Annotated in this window: 19 protein-coding genes; 7 read left to right on the forward strand and 12 right to left on the reverse strand. The window is 36.6% G+C overall.

Annotation, left to right across the window (positions count from 1 at the left end; genetic code table 11):
- Nucleotides 1-38: 38 nt before the first annotated feature.
- The 3 genes from hypE to hypB all read left to right on the forward strand — a co-directional run bounded on the left by hypE (nt 39) and on the right by hypB (nt 2,413).
- Entirely contained in the window at nt 39-1,133 is a 1,095-nt protein-coding gene (hypE, locus tag FJR05_RS11240; RefSeq protein ID WP_168644163.1) for a hydrogenase expression/formation protein HypE, read from the forward strand.
- A 123-nt stretch (nt 1,134-1,256) separates the two neighbouring features.
- Nucleotides 1,257-1,598, forward strand: a complete 342-nt coding sequence (gene hypA, locus FJR05_RS11245; protein WP_168644164.1) for a hydrogenase maturation nickel metallochaperone HypA — start codon at nt 1,257-1,259, stop codon at nt 1,596-1,598.
- Nucleotides 1,589-2,413, forward strand: coding sequence for a hydrogenase nickel incorporation protein HypB (gene hypB / locus FJR05_RS11250; RefSeq protein WP_168644165.1), 825 nt, complete (start codon nt 1,589-1,591; stop codon nt 2,411-2,413). Before hypA ends, hypB begins: the two co-directional genes overlap by 10 nt.
- Nucleotides 2,414-2,511: 98 nt before the next feature.
- On the opposite strand, the gene FJR05_RS11255 is transcribed toward hypB, so the two are convergent.
- A complete protein-coding gene (locus FJR05_RS11255; protein ID WP_168644166.1) occupies nt 2,512-2,652 on the reverse strand; it encodes a hypothetical protein in 141 nt (46 codons plus the stop codon).
- A 239-nt stretch (nt 2,653-2,891) separates the two neighbouring features.
- Here FJR05_RS11255 and FJR05_RS11260 point away from each other — a divergent pair, with 239 nt between their 5' ends.
- Together FJR05_RS11260 and FJR05_RS11265 are read left to right on the forward strand one after the other, a co-directional pair.
- A complete protein-coding gene (locus FJR05_RS11260; protein WP_168644167.1) occupies nt 2,892-3,107 on the forward strand; it encodes a hypothetical protein in 216 nt (71 codons plus the stop codon).
- Nucleotides 3,097-3,501, forward strand: a complete 405-nt coding sequence (locus FJR05_RS11265; RefSeq protein ID WP_168644168.1) for a PIN domain-containing protein — start codon at nt 3,097-3,099, stop codon at nt 3,499-3,501. Before FJR05_RS11260 ends, FJR05_RS11265 begins: the two co-directional genes overlap by 11 nt.
- A gap of 42 nt (nt 3,502-3,543) precedes the next feature.
- Here the strand turns inward: FJR05_RS11265 and FJR05_RS11270 are convergent, their stop codons facing one another.
- From FJR05_RS11270 to FJR05_RS11300, 7 genes are all read right to left on the reverse strand, one after another.
- Nucleotides 3,544-4,152: a class I SAM-dependent methyltransferase gene (locus tag FJR05_RS11270; RefSeq protein WP_168644169.1), complete on the reverse strand. Its 609-nt coding sequence runs from the start codon at nt 4,150-4,152 to the stop codon at nt 3,544-3,546.
- A 114-nt stretch (nt 4,153-4,266) separates the two neighbouring features.
- Nucleotides 4,267-4,638: a hypothetical protein gene (locus FJR05_RS11275; protein WP_168644170.1), complete on the reverse strand. Its 372-nt coding sequence runs from the start codon at nt 4,636-4,638 to the stop codon at nt 4,267-4,269.
- Nucleotides 4,631-5,629, reverse strand: coding sequence for an LLM class flavin-dependent oxidoreductase (locus FJR05_RS11280; protein ID WP_168644171.1), 999 nt, complete (start codon nt 5,627-5,629; stop codon nt 4,631-4,633). Before FJR05_RS11280 ends, FJR05_RS11275 begins: the two co-directional genes overlap by 8 nt.
- An 18-nt stretch (nt 5,630-5,647) precedes the next feature.
- Entirely contained in the window at nt 5,648-5,983 is a 336-nt protein-coding gene (locus FJR05_RS11285; RefSeq protein WP_168644172.1) for a hypothetical protein, read from the reverse strand.
- Between the two features lie 132 nt (nt 5,984-6,115).
- A complete protein-coding gene (locus tag FJR05_RS11290; protein ID WP_015079390.1) occupies nt 6,116-6,427 on the reverse strand; it encodes a hypothetical protein in 312 nt (103 codons plus the stop codon).
- A gap of 2 nt (nt 6,428-6,429) precedes the next feature.
- Complete coding sequence (locus FJR05_RS11295) at nt 6,430-6,693, reverse strand: hypothetical protein (protein WP_168644173.1); 264 nt, start codon at nt 6,691-6,693, stop codon at nt 6,430-6,432.
- Between the two features lie 37 nt (nt 6,694-6,730).
- Complete coding sequence (locus tag FJR05_RS11300) at nt 6,731-7,159, reverse strand: hypothetical protein (protein ID WP_168644174.1); 429 nt, start codon at nt 7,157-7,159, stop codon at nt 6,731-6,733.
- Between the two features lie 755 nt (nt 7,160-7,914).
- Between FJR05_RS11300 and cysK the strand changes: the two genes are divergently transcribed.
- On the forward strand, nt 7,915-8,856 hold the full coding sequence (gene cysK / locus FJR05_RS11305; RefSeq protein WP_168644175.1) for a cysteine synthase A: 942 nt from the start codon (nt 7,915-7,917) through the stop codon (nt 8,854-8,856).
- A 260-nt stretch (nt 8,857-9,116) separates the two neighbouring features.
- Here the strand turns inward: cysK and FJR05_RS11310 are convergent, their stop codons facing one another.
- The 4 genes from FJR05_RS11310 to FJR05_RS11325 form a co-directional block, all read right to left on the reverse strand.
- Nucleotides 9,117-10,634, reverse strand: coding sequence for a GAF domain-containing sensor histidine kinase (locus FJR05_RS11310; RefSeq protein ID WP_168644176.1), 1,518 nt, complete (start codon nt 10,632-10,634; stop codon nt 9,117-9,119).
- Between the two features lie 315 nt (nt 10,635-10,949).
- Nucleotides 10,950-12,740, reverse strand: a complete 1,791-nt coding sequence (gene typA, locus FJR05_RS11315; protein WP_168644177.1) for a translational GTPase TypA — start codon at nt 12,738-12,740, stop codon at nt 10,950-10,952.
- Nucleotides 12,741-12,902: 162 nt separating this feature from the next.
- Nucleotides 12,903-13,214: a type II toxin-antitoxin system death-on-curing family toxin gene (locus FJR05_RS11320; protein WP_254446907.1), complete on the reverse strand. Its 312-nt coding sequence runs from the start codon at nt 13,212-13,214 to the stop codon at nt 12,903-12,905.
- A gap of 67 nt (nt 13,215-13,281) precedes the next feature.
- Entirely contained in the window at nt 13,282-13,479 is a 198-nt protein-coding gene (locus FJR05_RS11325) for a ribbon-helix-helix protein, CopG family (protein WP_168644178.1), read from the reverse strand.
- A 117-nt stretch (nt 13,480-13,596) separates the two neighbouring features.
- Here FJR05_RS11325 and FJR05_RS27285 point away from each other — a divergent pair, with 117 nt between their 5' ends.
- Nucleotides 13,597-13,719: a hypothetical protein gene (locus FJR05_RS27285; protein WP_371416876.1), complete on the forward strand. Its 123-nt coding sequence runs from the start codon at nt 13,597-13,599 to the stop codon at nt 13,717-13,719.
- Nucleotides 13,720-13,742 lie beyond the last annotated feature (23 nt).

Below are 13,742 nucleotides of genomic sequence, written 5' to 3' on the forward strand. Positions count from 1 at the left end.
CCTGTCTTAAAAAATTTTCAGTAGAAAACAATTTTAAAATGACAATTAACTCTAATCAAAATCCGCTTTTTCAAAAAATAGAAACAGCCCGCCGTCGTCCTTCCCAAATTAAAGATACTCACATTAATTTATCTCATGGTAGTGGTGGTAAAGCCATGAGAGATTTAATAAATAATATCTTTGTTAAAAGTTTTGATAATCCCATTCTTTCCCAACTAGAAGACCAAGCAACATTTGATTTAGCCAGTCTTTCTCAATATGGTAATAGATTAGCATTTACCACAGATTCTTATGTGGTAGATCCATTATTTTTTCCTGGTTCAGACATAGGAGAATTAGCCATAAATGGCACAATTAATGATTTAGCGGTGAGTGGGGCAAAACCTTTATATCTCACCTGTAGCGTCATTTTAGAAGAAGGTTTACCCGTAGAAGCCTTACGCCGTGTAGTTGCCAGTATGCAGAAAGCAGCCCAAAAAGCCGGAGTCCAAATAGTCACAGGAGACACAAAAGTTGTTAATCGTGGTTGTGCTGATAAACTATTTATTAACACTGCGGGAATTGGCATAATTCCTCCAAATATTGATATTTCTCCCCGCAATATTCAAGCGGGAGACGTAGTAATTATTAACGGAGAAATTGGAAATCATGGCACAGCAATATTAATTGCCAGAGGAGAATTAGCATTAGAAACAAATATAGAAAGTGACTGTCAACCATTACATGAATTAGTCGCTGAAATTATCAAGGTTTGCCCCCAAATTCACGCTATGCGAGACGCAACCAGAGGAGGTTTAGCCACAGTATTAAATGAATTTGCCCTCACTTCTAACTTAGGAATACGTATCAATGAAAATGCAATTCCCATTCGAGAAGAAGTAAATGGAGTCTGTGAAATATTAGGTTTAGATCCTTTATATTTAGCCAACGAAGGAAAATTAGTCATAGTTGCACCAGCAGAAAAAGCCGATTTAATTTTAGCAACAATGCAAAATCACCCCACAGGAAAACAAGCATCTATCATAGGTGAAATTATTCCTACACCACCAGGAATAGTCCTCTTAAAAACTGCTTTCGCTGCAGAAAGAATCATTGATATGCTAGTAGGAGATCAACTTCCGCGAATTTGTTAAAAATACCTCATTTTTATTGTTTCCGTAGGTTGGGTTAACGCAAGGAAACCCAACATCTTCCGAGTTTTGTTGGGTTGCGCTGTCGCTTAACCCAACCTACAATGTTGTCTCTTAAATTATACTATGCACGAACTAGGAATAACTCAGAATATCATCGCTATAGTTAGCGAAAACGCCCAAAATAAAAAAGTCCAAAGAGTATTCTTAGAAATTGGTCAATTATCAGCTATTATGCCAGAAGCGATTAAATTCTGTTTTGATATTTGCGCTAAAGATACAATAGTCGAAGGGGCAAGATTAGAAATATTAGAAATACCTGGGATAGCTAAATGTCGTCAATGTAGTACAATTTTTTCTATAGATAAACCTTTTGGAATTTGTCAATGTGGTAGTGTGCAATTAGATATAATAACTGGTGAAGAATTAAAAATTAAAGAAATTGAAGTGGAGGATTTATGTGTGTAACTTGTGGCTGTTCCGATGATAATCAAACGACAATTACAAATATGGAAAATGAACATCATCATACCCATACTTTACCAGATGGAACTGTAATAACTCATTCTCATCACCATGAAGAATCACCTCAAATTCACGCTAAAATACATAATACGACGATATCTTTAGAACAAGAAATTTTAGGTAAAAATAACTTATTAGCTGCCCAAAATCGCGGTTGGTTTAAAGGTCGAAATATTCTGGCTTTGAATTTAATGAGTTCTCCTGGTGCAGGAAAAACTACATTATTAACTCGCACTATTAATGATTTAAAAGATCATTTAACTATTAGCGTGATTGAAGGTGATCAAGAAACAACTAATGATGCAGAAAAGATTAAGGCAACTGGTTGTAAAGTGGTGCAAATTAACACGGGTACAGGCTGTCATTTAGACGCATCAATGATAGAAAGGGGTCTGCAAGAACTAAATCCACCTTTAAATTCTGTGGTGATGATTGAAAATGTCGGAAATTTGGTTTGTCCGGCTTTATTTGACTTGGGAGAATCTGCTAAGGTAGTAATTTTATCGGTGACGGAAGGGGAAGATAAACCAATTAAGTATCCTCATATTTTCCGCAATAGTGAAATTATGATTTTGACAAAAATTGATTTATTACCTTATATAAATTTTGATGTTCAACGTTGTCTTGAATATGCAAAACAGGTCAACCCAAAAATCCAAATTTTCCAAGTTTCTGCTAATACAGGGGAAGGGTTGGAAGGTTTATATAATTGGTTATCTCAACAGGTAAATAATTCATCAAATTTGATTTCTCTATAAATCAAAATGTTTTGGGTTGAATCTAATATTTTTTTACCATAGCGTGGCGTTAGCCATACCGTAGAGGCACAGAGAACACAGAGAGAATAAAAATAACTTTATTTATCCTGACTCAGAATGGGCAAGTTACGGAGGTTTATTCGATTTTTGTATTCATGAACTGGGTTGCCAACATGATCAGGAACAATGGGATCTTTACCAAGCGATGTGTAGCGAGTGTAGTTACTGGTTTTTACCAACTCCTCTCCTACACATTACATAATTTGCGATCGCCCAACAATACTATTACTTGATGATGATGATAAACTTCATGCAGATGGAGTGCCAGCAATTCAATTTAGTGATGGCTTTGGTCTATATGCTAGACATGGTGAAATTTCTTCAATTTGTTTTCCCTAAAGATTGAAGGCATAATCACAATTTTAGAGAGTCATTTGCTATAATTGTACTTAAGAATACTTATTTGAGGTAAGTTACGATGATTACAAAACAAATGATTCAAGAGAAACTAAAAAATTTAACAGAAGAACAACTTAATCAAGTTTATGGAATTATTGAACAGTTAAGTGATGCAGAAAATGCTATTAAAAAAACTAGTCTCATGTCCAAATTACGCAAAATTAAAATTGATGCTGCTGAAGATTTCTCTATTCAAGTTAGTGTTAGTTTAGGGAGAGATGTAAGTGAGGGATAAAATTTTTGTTGATACGTTGTTTATTGTAGCCTTAATAAACAAACGGGATCAATATCATCTAAAAGCTTTAGAATTAGCTCAACAATTTGAAAATTATCCTTTGATAACCACTGATGCAATTTTATTAGAAGTTGGTAATGCTTTATCGAGTAATTATAAAAGTGAAGCAGTCGAATTAATGGAAACTTTTTTAAATTCTGATGAAGTAGAAGTTATCCGGTTAAATTCTGAATTATTTGAAGAAGCATTAAATTTATATAAACAACATCAAGACAAGTCATGGGGGTTAGTTGATTGTGTTTCTTTTGTGGTCATGAAAAAAAATAAAATTACTCAAGCTTTAACTTTTGATAAGCATTTTATTCAAGCTGGATTTCAAGCATTAATGAGATAAGTAGGTATCGCATCATTACTACCCACTTTACTAAAATTAGCTTTATTTCTGAAAAATAGTTAATAATACAAACCCCAATAAATCATAATGACCTACACAAGTTAAACCAGCTTTATTACCCATTTCTTCTCTTTCTTTCTTGCTATAAAACTTAATTCCTGTAGGAGAATGGGGCGTAATTTGACATGGTGATGAGTTATTAAAAGTAATATCTACTAAATAAAACTTACCACCAGGAGAAAGTACCCTTGCTACCTCATTTAAAACCTGTTCTGGTTGGGGATAATGTAAGAAACTAATTGTATTAAATACCGCATCAAATTGTCCCTCAGTAAAAGGGAGATGTTCAGCGTTACCTTCCAGATAAATTAATCGGGGACGGTGGCGGTTATTTTGTCTAGCTATCCGCAACATTTGGGGAGACAAATCTAAACCTGTAGCGGTGATTTCTGGAAACTGAGTTGCTAATCTGTTTAATAAACGTCCAGTTCCACAACCTAAATCAAGTACATTTGCATTTGGTGATAATTCAACTTTTGTCAGTAATCTTTTGTGGATAGCTTGGTAAATAAAAGAAGGAAATGCCCAATCATAACTATTTGCCCAACGGTCAAATAATTCTTTTTTATTATTGACAAAGTTACTAATCATGGCTGCTATATTTTTGTATTTACTTTATTATAACAATAAAAAGATAGATCATATAGATCCCCGACTTCTCAAAGAAGTCGGGGATCTGATCGTAATTAAAATATAATTTAGGACTTACAACCAATCTCGATAAGCTGAAATTTCGTTTACTCCAATTTCAAAAGGTGATCCTTTACCAAAAGGAGGATAAACGCGGATTTTGGCATTTTTAGTAAATCTTTCCAGTCTATTTCCCAATTGGGGAATATTGCTGACTATGTGCCAATAAGCAACTATATCGGGACAGTCTACAATTAACATCAAAGTAGTCTTATCTGTAGTCATGTACCATTGACAATTAGATAGTAATACTTGAGTAATGCGATCGCACGCATAGAAAAAGCATCTACCTATAGCTTGTTCCAACTCCAAATGGAGAATACCATCCTCTTTTGTCACCTTAGTAGGAGGTAAATCATCGGGAGGAAGCAAAGAAAGTTTAGACATAATTCCGCACCTCTTGATTGTAGCGTTGCAAACTTTCTCGATTTTTTTGCAAAGAAAAAGATGAGGGTTTTAACGCTAGTGTGCTGAGATCTAATTCGTCCTGAAATTTCTTGATTTTGTCACGACAACCGTTAACATCACCGATAATTGAATTCTCAATCAAATAGTCTTCATCAAAACAAATATTTGTCCGATCAAATGCTGGTTGTTGAGGACTTTTCTGCATTACTTGAGTTGAGTTAGCTGTCATTTCTTTGCTGAAGTGGCGAATAAAAGGCAATGCTTCATTTACCGCTTCATCATGGGTTTTACCTACAAAAAAGAACCGGGCTAACAGAAACTTTTCAGCACCACTGGAATTAAATTCCCGATACTTATTGACTGTTTTCTTGAGTCTTTCTAGAGAAAAAGGTGGACCACCCATTAAACCAAAGGAATTTTCAGCAGCAAATTTAACTGCATCATCATCACCACTAGCAACATATATGGGAATTGGTTTTTGCAATGGTTGGGGATGAATGGTGAGATTTTCACATTGATAATATTCGCCATTAAATGATACATCAGTCTCATATAAAAGCTTTTGAATCAATGCTACTGACTCTAACATTCTGGTGCGAGATTCCTGGTTTGTCACACCAAAATGTTTATTTTGCTGCGGAAATGGACCACCTTTAGCTACCCCAAAAGCCAGCCTTCCACTACAAAGATTATCCAAAGTAGCAATATCTTCAGCCACGCGGATTGGCTGATGAAATGGTAATAATACAGCCGCAGTTCCTAGACGAATTTGTGAAGTTACACCTGCTAAATGTGCCAATAACAGCAGAATTGAAGGACTAAGATTGAACTCATTAAAATGATGTTCTGTTACCCAAGCCTCTTCAAAACCTAAATTTTCCGCCTCTTTTACCAATAAAACTTGCTCAAAAATAGTGCGTCTAGCATCTTGGTGATGATTTTCGTAATTGCAGAAAAGTCCTGTTTTCATTGTTGACCAAATATTAGATTAGGCTGCGACTAATTGCAACTCCAACCATAATCGAGGTTCAGACTGTTTTAACTTCGACATAGGGTCACGTAGCAATCGTTTAGCATTGAGAAAAACTACTTGAATTAACCCCATATTTTCGGCTAATTCTCTGAGGATTTCTTTTTTGGATTGAAGACAGGGCATTGTGTCTTCTCGACAATAAATTCCTATATATTGAAACCGTTTTGCAGGTCGTCCCCAAAAACAAGTAATAACTTTCACATGACAGCCTTTTAAGAGTTCGCCCACGGCTGGGTAATAGTCATTTACGACTCTAAGAAATTCTTGGGCTAGGATGTCTTCAGTAATCATCTGACTGATTCTTCTGTAGCTTCCATAACTCTATTTATTATAACATATAATTGTTATTTAAACCTGACAAAATAAAAATAAATAGATAAGATCCCTGACTTCTTTAAGAAGTCAGGGATCTAAAAATTTGCACTATCGAGAATTTCGTTCTGCTACTAAAACATCAGCAATAATATCTGGTAGACTTTTTAAATCGGTATATCCTTCTGAACCAGAAATTGGCGAAATAAAAGTATAGTTAGGATCACAAACTCCAGTGTCATAAACCTGCATAAACCATCTATCAGGTAATCCTTCTACACCCAATTCTACAATATACCAACTCTCACCCATTAAGCGAGAATTAATCACTGTAAACCAATCTCTATAATCATCAGCAATATTCCAATCTGCCAAAAGAAATTCTAATGATATTTTTCCGGCATCAGTTGAAGTCAATAGCATTCTTACTCCTGAGTGGCAACTTGATTAGAAACTTCAGGATATAAACCTAATTCTTTTGCTAATTGTTTAGCAACAAAAAATAGAAATTGCGCTCCATCTTGATTACCTTGATGAGCAAACATTGTGGCTACTTGTAACATTGCTTGCACTAATCCAGAATCAATTAATTCAGGTTGTGCTTCCAAAACCTCTGGTTCTTGACCATTAGGACATTGGAGAAGTTCATCAATTAAATTAAAATACTGTGTTTGGCGTTCGTCTGTCATGATAATTTAGTTTATGGTGAATGATTAATTTGCAAAATTACTGTTCGATGCTTTGTTGCCACATTCTTTCTAACATGGCAATGTGTTCTTTTAATACAGCAGCACGGTAGACAAGATATCTGTCATAAGCGATAATTCCCACACCAATACAAATTGGTGTTACCAAAAATAACCATTGCAAAATTGTGGCTAATTTATATTTTTTTGCAGCAATTTTTAGTTGATGTAGAAAATTATTGTTAGATAATTTGACCTTGACTAAAGGTGTCTGAGTATTGATAATTTTTGTTTGGGGAACTAATTGAGAAGATGCTATATCTATTTTCGACAATTCACAGGATAAATTCTGTGTTTTAACGAACTCTCTATGTTGTCCCCAAACTATAGCAAATACTACTACCCCTGGAGAAATTAATGCTAAAGTTACCAAACTTACGGTCAACACATTTAAAAGTTTGACTTTCATATTTTTCTCCATTACTAGGTATCAACTACCTAGAAAGAAAATTCCTATTAGTATGTTTATTTTTTGCACCTTTTTGTATTCAAAGTATGCTTATCATTATCTCCTCAAAAAACAAAATTCTGTCAATTTCGTATTGAGTAATACGGACAGGATTAAGATAATTTTTAAGAGATATAAGAGTTAAGAAGTCCCCCCTGATTCGTCAGACTTTCATCTTAGGAACTTCGGGGGGTAGAGGGGAATCTCTGCGTAAATCCTATATCGTTTATATCAGTTGCCCTTTTAGTGCCAACCTTAAGTGAGTTGAATTAATATTATTAAGATGATTACGACAATACTCACAGTCTATTATCCTGACTGTACAAGCATTTAAAAAAATATTTGGTGTAGGGGTGCTAGTATTTATTGAGTGGGGTACTAGCATTTTTGAGGGAGGGAACGGGGTATTTTGCACTCAAAGCCAAATTAAGTTAGGCTATTGGTTTGAGATATTTATTAAGGGAGATTTACAAGTACAAACTGTACTCAAATGACAGGATCTCATGACAGGACTAGACCTAAGATATCTTGAAGAACTCAAAAACAAAATTAAGATATTCTAACAAACGTACAATAGGATTATTTTCAAGAATAGGGAAGTTTTTCCCAGGGAAAAAGACAGAGATTATGGTAAAATGGCTATAGATGATATAAAAAGTTGATCAGATAAATATGTAACCCAAATAGATTAATATATAAATTTTAGGGTTAAATAAATGCGAATTGCTAAAGACGTAACAGAACTTATTGGGAAAACTCCATTAATTCAGTTGAATAAAATTCCCCAAGTCGAGGGAGTGGTAGCCAGGATAGTCGTCAAACTAGAAAGTATGAATCCTGCGGCTTCTGTAAAAGACAGAATTGGCGTAAGTATGATCCTTTCCGCTGAAGCTGAAGGTTTAATTTCACCGGAAAAAACCATTTTAGTTGAACCAACATCTGGCAATACAGGTATTGCTTTAGCAATGGTAGCAGCCGCTCGTGGCTACAAGTTAATTTTAACCATGCCGGAAACCATGAGCCAAGAAAGACGCGCTATGTTGCGGGCTTATGGTGCAAGTTTGGAATTAACACCAGGAACTCAGGGAATGCGCGGCGCAATTAACAAAGCCGAGGAAATAGTTGCGAATACTCCCAATGCTTTTATGTTGCAACAATTTGCTAATCCAGCTAACCCGAAAATCCACCGAGAAACCACCGCTGAGGAAATTTGGACAGATACTGACGGAGAAGTTGATATCTTAATTTCTGGTGTGGGAACTGGCGGCACAATTACTGGTATTGCTGAAGTTATTAAACAACGCAAACCGAGTTTTCAAGTTATTGCCGTCGAACCTAGCAACAGTCCTATTCTATCAGGTGGTAAACCCGGTTCTCACAAAATTCAAGGTATTGGTGCGGGATTTATTCCTGATGTTTTGCGTCAAGATCTAATTGATGAAATAATTCAAGTGAATGACGCAGCAGCAATGGAATATGGACGGAGATTAGCCAGAGAAGAAGGGTTATTATCAGGAATATCTTCTGGTGCGGCTTTAGCTGCCGCTATTGAAGTTGGTAAACGCCCAGAAAATGCTGGTAAATTAATAGTAATGATTCAACCTTCTTTTGGTGAACGCTATTTAAGCACCGCATTGTTTCAAGATTTGATGAGTTAAACATTTCGTAGGTTGGGTTGACGCAAGGAAACCCAACAAAATCTGACAGGGAGACAAAAACCGAAATACGTAACAAAAAGTAAAGTTGCCCAAAACCTTTTTTCTGTTCTCTGTTTCCTTGCCATAACGCGTAATTTAGCTCTAAATCTTTACCGTTTTCATGACTTTAAAAATATGGCTCAAGCACAAAGATTTGCCCGTTTTGATGTTAACACACTCAGGCAATTATTTAGAATGAAATAGCCCTGATATTTAGCCAGTTACAAAACCTCCTTAACTACTGCTGAAGAAGTCGCAAACTTTAATGGCAACGATACTATATAACGGTATCCTGATTCTACTGAACCTTGAATAGAAATTTGTCCATGATGTATTTCGGCTAAATGGCAACTTAACAAAAGTCCTAATTTTTCACGAGAAATATTAGCAGATAACTTTTCAGTTTTTTGGAATAAACCATTACTGAACATATCTGAGCAAAAATCGGGTAAATTTAGGTCACTTTCTGGCTGAACATAATCATTTGTATCCTCATCTACCGCATCCTGCATTTGCGAAGAAGTTAAGTAAAAACAAGAATTATAATTAGTAACACCATTTCCTAAATAAGGGTGAGATACCCACACAGTTAAATTTAGCGTATCTGCTTTATAGGCAACATGAATTCTGATTATACTACCCAGGGCATAAATTTGAATCACGCTGAAAATTAAATTGTACAAAATTTGTCGCACTTTATCCTTATCTAAAGATAAAAGGCGATTGCGCCCTGGTTCTATGGATAAACGAATATTTTGCTCACGACGGATAGCTAAGTCCTTTAAGGAATTAATAGCCTGTTGACAGAGCATTTCAATATCTACAGGAACTAAATTCAGCAGATGATAATTATTATTAGTTGGGTCTAATTCAGTAATTTGATTAACTAAAGAAAGTAAATACTTACCACTATGTTGAACAATTTCTAGATATTCTCTCTGCTTGGTTGTTAAAGGGCCATAAATTTCTCTTCCTAAGACACCTGCCATACCTAATATAGATGTTAATGGTGTGCGTAGCTCTTGAGTTAGCTGGTTTAACAGTTCTAATTTAATGCGTTGAGTGAAATCAAAGTTTGTTTCTACACTAGGAGGAACAATCTTCAAGTCAATTATTGGCTCTTCTAAAAGTGGAGATGGACGGTTAGACTGAGGATTCTGTGCTGCTGGAATGTTTTGTAATAATCGGTTGCGCTCAAATTCACTTATACTCCAACGCGCAATTATTTGTAAAAATTCAATATCACGGGGTGTAAAGTTATGAGGCTGACGATCCATAACTGCTAATGTACCTAAGCAGTTACCATTGGCATCAATTAAAGGCACTCCCAAATATGCACTGATGCCATAATTCTTTACTAAAATACTATCTTTAATCCCAGAATTTGTTTCTTTATTTACATCATCAATGATTAGCACTTGCGAAGTTTCTACTACCTGAGAACAAAATGACTCCTGACGTAAAAGTTGGCGTTTACGAGCTAAATCATTCATTAATCCTAACCGAGATAAGCCTACCGCTGATTTGAACCAATGAAATTTTTGATCAATAAATCCTAAAATAGCAATTTCCACTTCTAAAAAGTGAGCAGCAATTTGAGCAGCTTCTTCAAATACTGGAATCATTTCTGATTGTTGCAACCCCAGTTTCAATAATGCTTGTAGGCGTTGTTGTTCTTTTGTATTTAAGGAGTTTCCTTCATTTTGGGGAGTAAATAAGTTATTTTTTGAATTGACCATTGTGATTATTAGCCCGATAACTACTTGATAGGTGAATTTACATAACCCCTAGAGGTTATTTCATCCCTATTTTTAAGCATTCCCAAATTTTGACTACAATCAATAATGGAGGACAAAAATTAAACTGTGGATAAGGGTTTAGCAGTGCTAAACCCTTACAGATCTGGGGTTTTCGGGATTTTAAAAAAGTCCATGTCTCAACTGGTTTGAGTATAATAGAAATTATATACAAAAAATTACAACCCTTTCACAAGGATTGCATCAATATTTGTGAATGGATTTAATTAGGGTGGGGAAACCCCACCCCTACAGATATTAGCGTTTCACTAATTTCTTGGACATCTTGCGAAGACGAATAGATTCAGGTGTAACTTCCACCAATTCATCTTGAGCAATGTATTCCAAAGCTCGTTCTAAGTTCATATCTACGGGTGTTTGTAACTGAGTAAGTTCTTCACCACCAGATGAACGGTGGTTGGTTAACTGCTTGGTTTTACAAACGTTCAATTCCAAATCTTGAGGGCGATTATGTTCACCAATAATCATGCCTTTGTAAACTTTTGTGCCTTCACTGATAAAGAATACGCCTCTATCTTCACAGTTTTTCATGGCGTAGGATGTGGAAACACCTTCTTCAAAGGAGATGAGAACGCCTTTGTTACGGGCTTCAATATCACCGCAAAGGGGACGATAATCAAGGAAACTGTGGTTCATGATGCCTTCACCGCGAGTCATTCGCATGAATTCACCCCGGAAACCGATTAAACCACGAGCAGCAACGATAAACTCTAGTTGGGTGCGATCGCCTCCACCGGGCTGCATATCTTGCATTTCTGCTTTCCGTTGTCCTAAGCGTTCAATACAGCTACCAACTGCATCGGCGGGAACGTCTAATGCTAGAAGTTCAAAAGGTTCGCAAGGTTGACCGTTAACTGTGCGGTAAATTACTTGAGGTTGGGATACTTGGAACTCAAAACCTTCACGACGCATGGTTTCGATTAAGATACCCAGGTGTAATTCACCCCGACCAGAGACTAGGAATTTATCGGGAGAGTCGGTGTCTTCAACGCGCAAAGCTACGTTGGTTTCTAATTCGCGGTATAGGCGATCGCGGATTTGGCGAGATGTTACCAATTTACCTTCTTGACCAGCAAAAGGCGAATCATTCACCCAGAAGGTCATTTGTAAAGTTGGTTCATCTACCTTAATTAAGGGTAGAGCCAGAGGTTCATTAGGATCTGTAATAGTTTCACCAATATAAGCATCAGCAAAACCAGCTACAGCCACAATATAACCTGCGGTAGCCTCTTCCATTTCTATCCGTTTTAAACCTTCAAATCCCATCAACTTGGTAATTTTCCCCTTGACAATGCTGCCATCTTCTACTACCAAAGCAGCTTGTTGTCCAGCGCGGATAGTTCCATTATGGATTTTACCAATGACAATCCGGCCTAAATACTCAGAATAGTCTAGGGTGGTAACTTGCAATTGCAGCGGTTTGTTAGGATCTCCCACAGGTGCGGGAACGTGACGGAGAATAGCATTAAATAGAGGCTGCATATCTACCGATTCTGCTTCTAAGCTTTCTTTGGCAAAACCAGCCATACCAGAAGCAAATAGATATTTAAAGTCACACTGGTCTTCATCTGCACCTAATTCTAAGAACAGATCCAAGACCTTATCAACAGCAACGTGGGGGTCAGCTTGTCCCCGGTCAATTTTGTTAATAACAACGATAGGACGCAAACCTTTTTCCAAAGCCTTTTTAAGTACAAAGCGGGTTTGGGGCATTGGTCCTTCATTGGCATCAACAATCAGAATACAACCGTCCACCATGCCGAGTACCCGTTCTACTTCTCCGCCGAAGTCAGCGTGTCCAGGGGTATCAACAATATTAATCAGGGTGTCTTTGTAACGAACTGCTGTATTTTTAGAAAGAATTGTAATGCCTCGCTCCCTCTCCAAATCATTGGAGTCCATGACACAATCCGGAACGTCTTCGCCTTCGCGGAAAATGCCGGACTGTTTGAGGAGAGCGTCAACAAGGGTGGTTTTACCGTGGTCAACGTGGGCGATAATGGCGACGTTACGAATTGGGAGCGTCATAGAGGGTTTCGGTAAACTTTAAGGTTTTTAGATTAAGAAGCTAATTTTCGGTCGTTCTAACAGAAGTGGGGATGATTTGCCAAATCTGTAACGAACCTTTAATAATTCTACCCTAATTGTCACAAATATTGTTATTTTGATAATAAATATCAAGAGCATGATTTAGATTTGTCTAACTTTTTCCTGTAACCAGCGAGTCAAGTCTTCGCGCCCCAACCGACTGTCTGCCAACATCAGGATCATTTGTTCTTGCTCATCAACCGCAACAACGATTTCTAACCTGTTCAAAACGAGAAAAGTTTCCATTGCTGCATGACTAGTTCGCTTATTACCGTCAACTAAGGCATGATTTTTGATGAGAGAGAACCCCAACGCAGAAGCCTTATCAATTGTAGGATATAAATCTTGCCCTCCAAAAGTCATTTTGGGTTGAGCTATAGCTGATTCTAGTAAACCTAAATCACGTATACCCAAAGCTCCCCCGACTGGTTGATTACCTGACGGTGCAGATACAGAACTTCAACTAATGTGAGATAACGGATCATGCAAGACGACGGTACAATTCAGAATTTTTCTTAATTACATAATTTGCGGCTTGCTCAAAATCACTTTTTGGATAATTGAGCCAATCTTCTATAGTGGCACGTAATAATTCTTCAGGAGAAATCCCGTTTGCTTGTGCCATTACTTGCAGTTGTTGTAATTGTTCCTCTGGAATATGGATGGCAATTGCAGCCATAGTAGTTTTTGATAAAAGTTAGTATGTTTACTATTTTAGACTCATTAGGGGCTGAAATTAGCACTTACACTTAAAATTGTGCCAAAATGAACTTATAACTCTATAAGTTTACAGATTATGAGTTGGTTGTCAGGACAGCAATTACAAGATGGTAAATATACTATAGAAAAAGAATTAGGTGAAGGTGGTTTTGGAATCATTTATCGCGTTAGAGGGTGTTTGAAAAGTTTTGATGGGTAAAATTTTATGCTAATCGCCTCACC

Origin of the sequence: Dolichospermum sp. UHCC 0259 (assembly GCF_009711935.1) — a bacterium.
Lineage (GTDB): Bacteria > Cyanobacteriota > Cyanobacteriia > Cyanobacteriales > Nostocaceae > Dolichospermum.

Excerpts from the sequence above, each read along its gene's own strand:
- FJR05_RS11290 (WP_015079390.1), bottom strand. The coding sequence starts at position 6,427 with ATGCTATTGACTTCAACTGATGCCGGAAAAATATCATTAGAATTTCTT.
- FJR05_RS27285 (WP_371416876.1), top strand. The coding sequence starts at position 13,597 with ATGAGTTGGTTGTCAGGACAGCAATTACAAGATGGTAAATATACTATA.
- FJR05_RS11275 (WP_168644170.1), bottom strand. The coding sequence starts at position 4,638 with ATGTCTAAACTTTCTTTGCTTCCTCCCGATGATTTACCTCCTACTAAG.
- FJR05_RS11280 (WP_168644171.1), bottom strand. The coding sequence starts at position 5,629 with ATGAAAACAGGACTTTTCTGCAATTACGAAAATCATCACCAAGATGCT.
- FJR05_RS11285 (WP_168644172.1), bottom strand. The coding sequence starts at position 5,983 with ATGATTACTGAAGACATCCTAGCCCAAGAATTTCTTAGAGTCGTAAAT.
- cysK (WP_168644175.1), top strand. The coding sequence starts at position 7,915 with ATGCGAATTGCTAAAGACGTAACAGAACTTATTGGGAAAACTCCATTA.
- FJR05_RS11295 (WP_168644173.1), bottom strand. The coding sequence starts at position 6,693 with ATGACAGACGAACGCCAAACACAGTATTTTAATTTAATTGATGAACTT.
- hypA (WP_168644164.1), top strand. The coding sequence starts at position 1,257 with ATGCACGAACTAGGAATAACTCAGAATATCATCGCTATAGTTAGCGAA.
- FJR05_RS11325 (WP_168644178.1), bottom strand. The coding sequence starts at position 13,479 with ATGGCTGCAATTGCCATCCATATTCCAGAGGAACAATTACAACAACTG.
- FJR05_RS11270 (WP_168644169.1), bottom strand. The coding sequence starts at position 4,152 with ATGATTAGTAACTTTGTCAATAATAAAAAAGAATTATTTGACCGTTGG.
- typA (WP_168644177.1), bottom strand. The coding sequence starts at position 12,740 with ATGACGCTCCCAATTCGTAACGTCGCCATTATCGCCCACGTTGACCAC.
- hypE (WP_168644163.1), top strand. The coding sequence starts at position 39 with ATGACAATTAACTCTAATCAAAATCCGCTTTTTCAAAAAATAGAAACA.
- FJR05_RS11260 (WP_168644167.1), top strand. The coding sequence starts at position 2,892 with ATGATTACAAAACAAATGATTCAAGAGAAACTAAAAAATTTAACAGAA.
- FJR05_RS11300 (WP_168644174.1), bottom strand. The coding sequence starts at position 7,159 with ATGAAAGTCAAACTTTTAAATGTGTTGACCGTAAGTTTGGTAACTTTA.
- hypB (WP_168644165.1), top strand. The coding sequence starts at position 1,589 with ATGTGTGTAACTTGTGGCTGTTCCGATGATAATCAAACGACAATTACA.
- FJR05_RS11310 (WP_168644176.1), bottom strand. The coding sequence starts at position 10,634 with ATGGTCAATTCAAAAAATAACTTATTTACTCCCCAAAATGAAGGAAAC.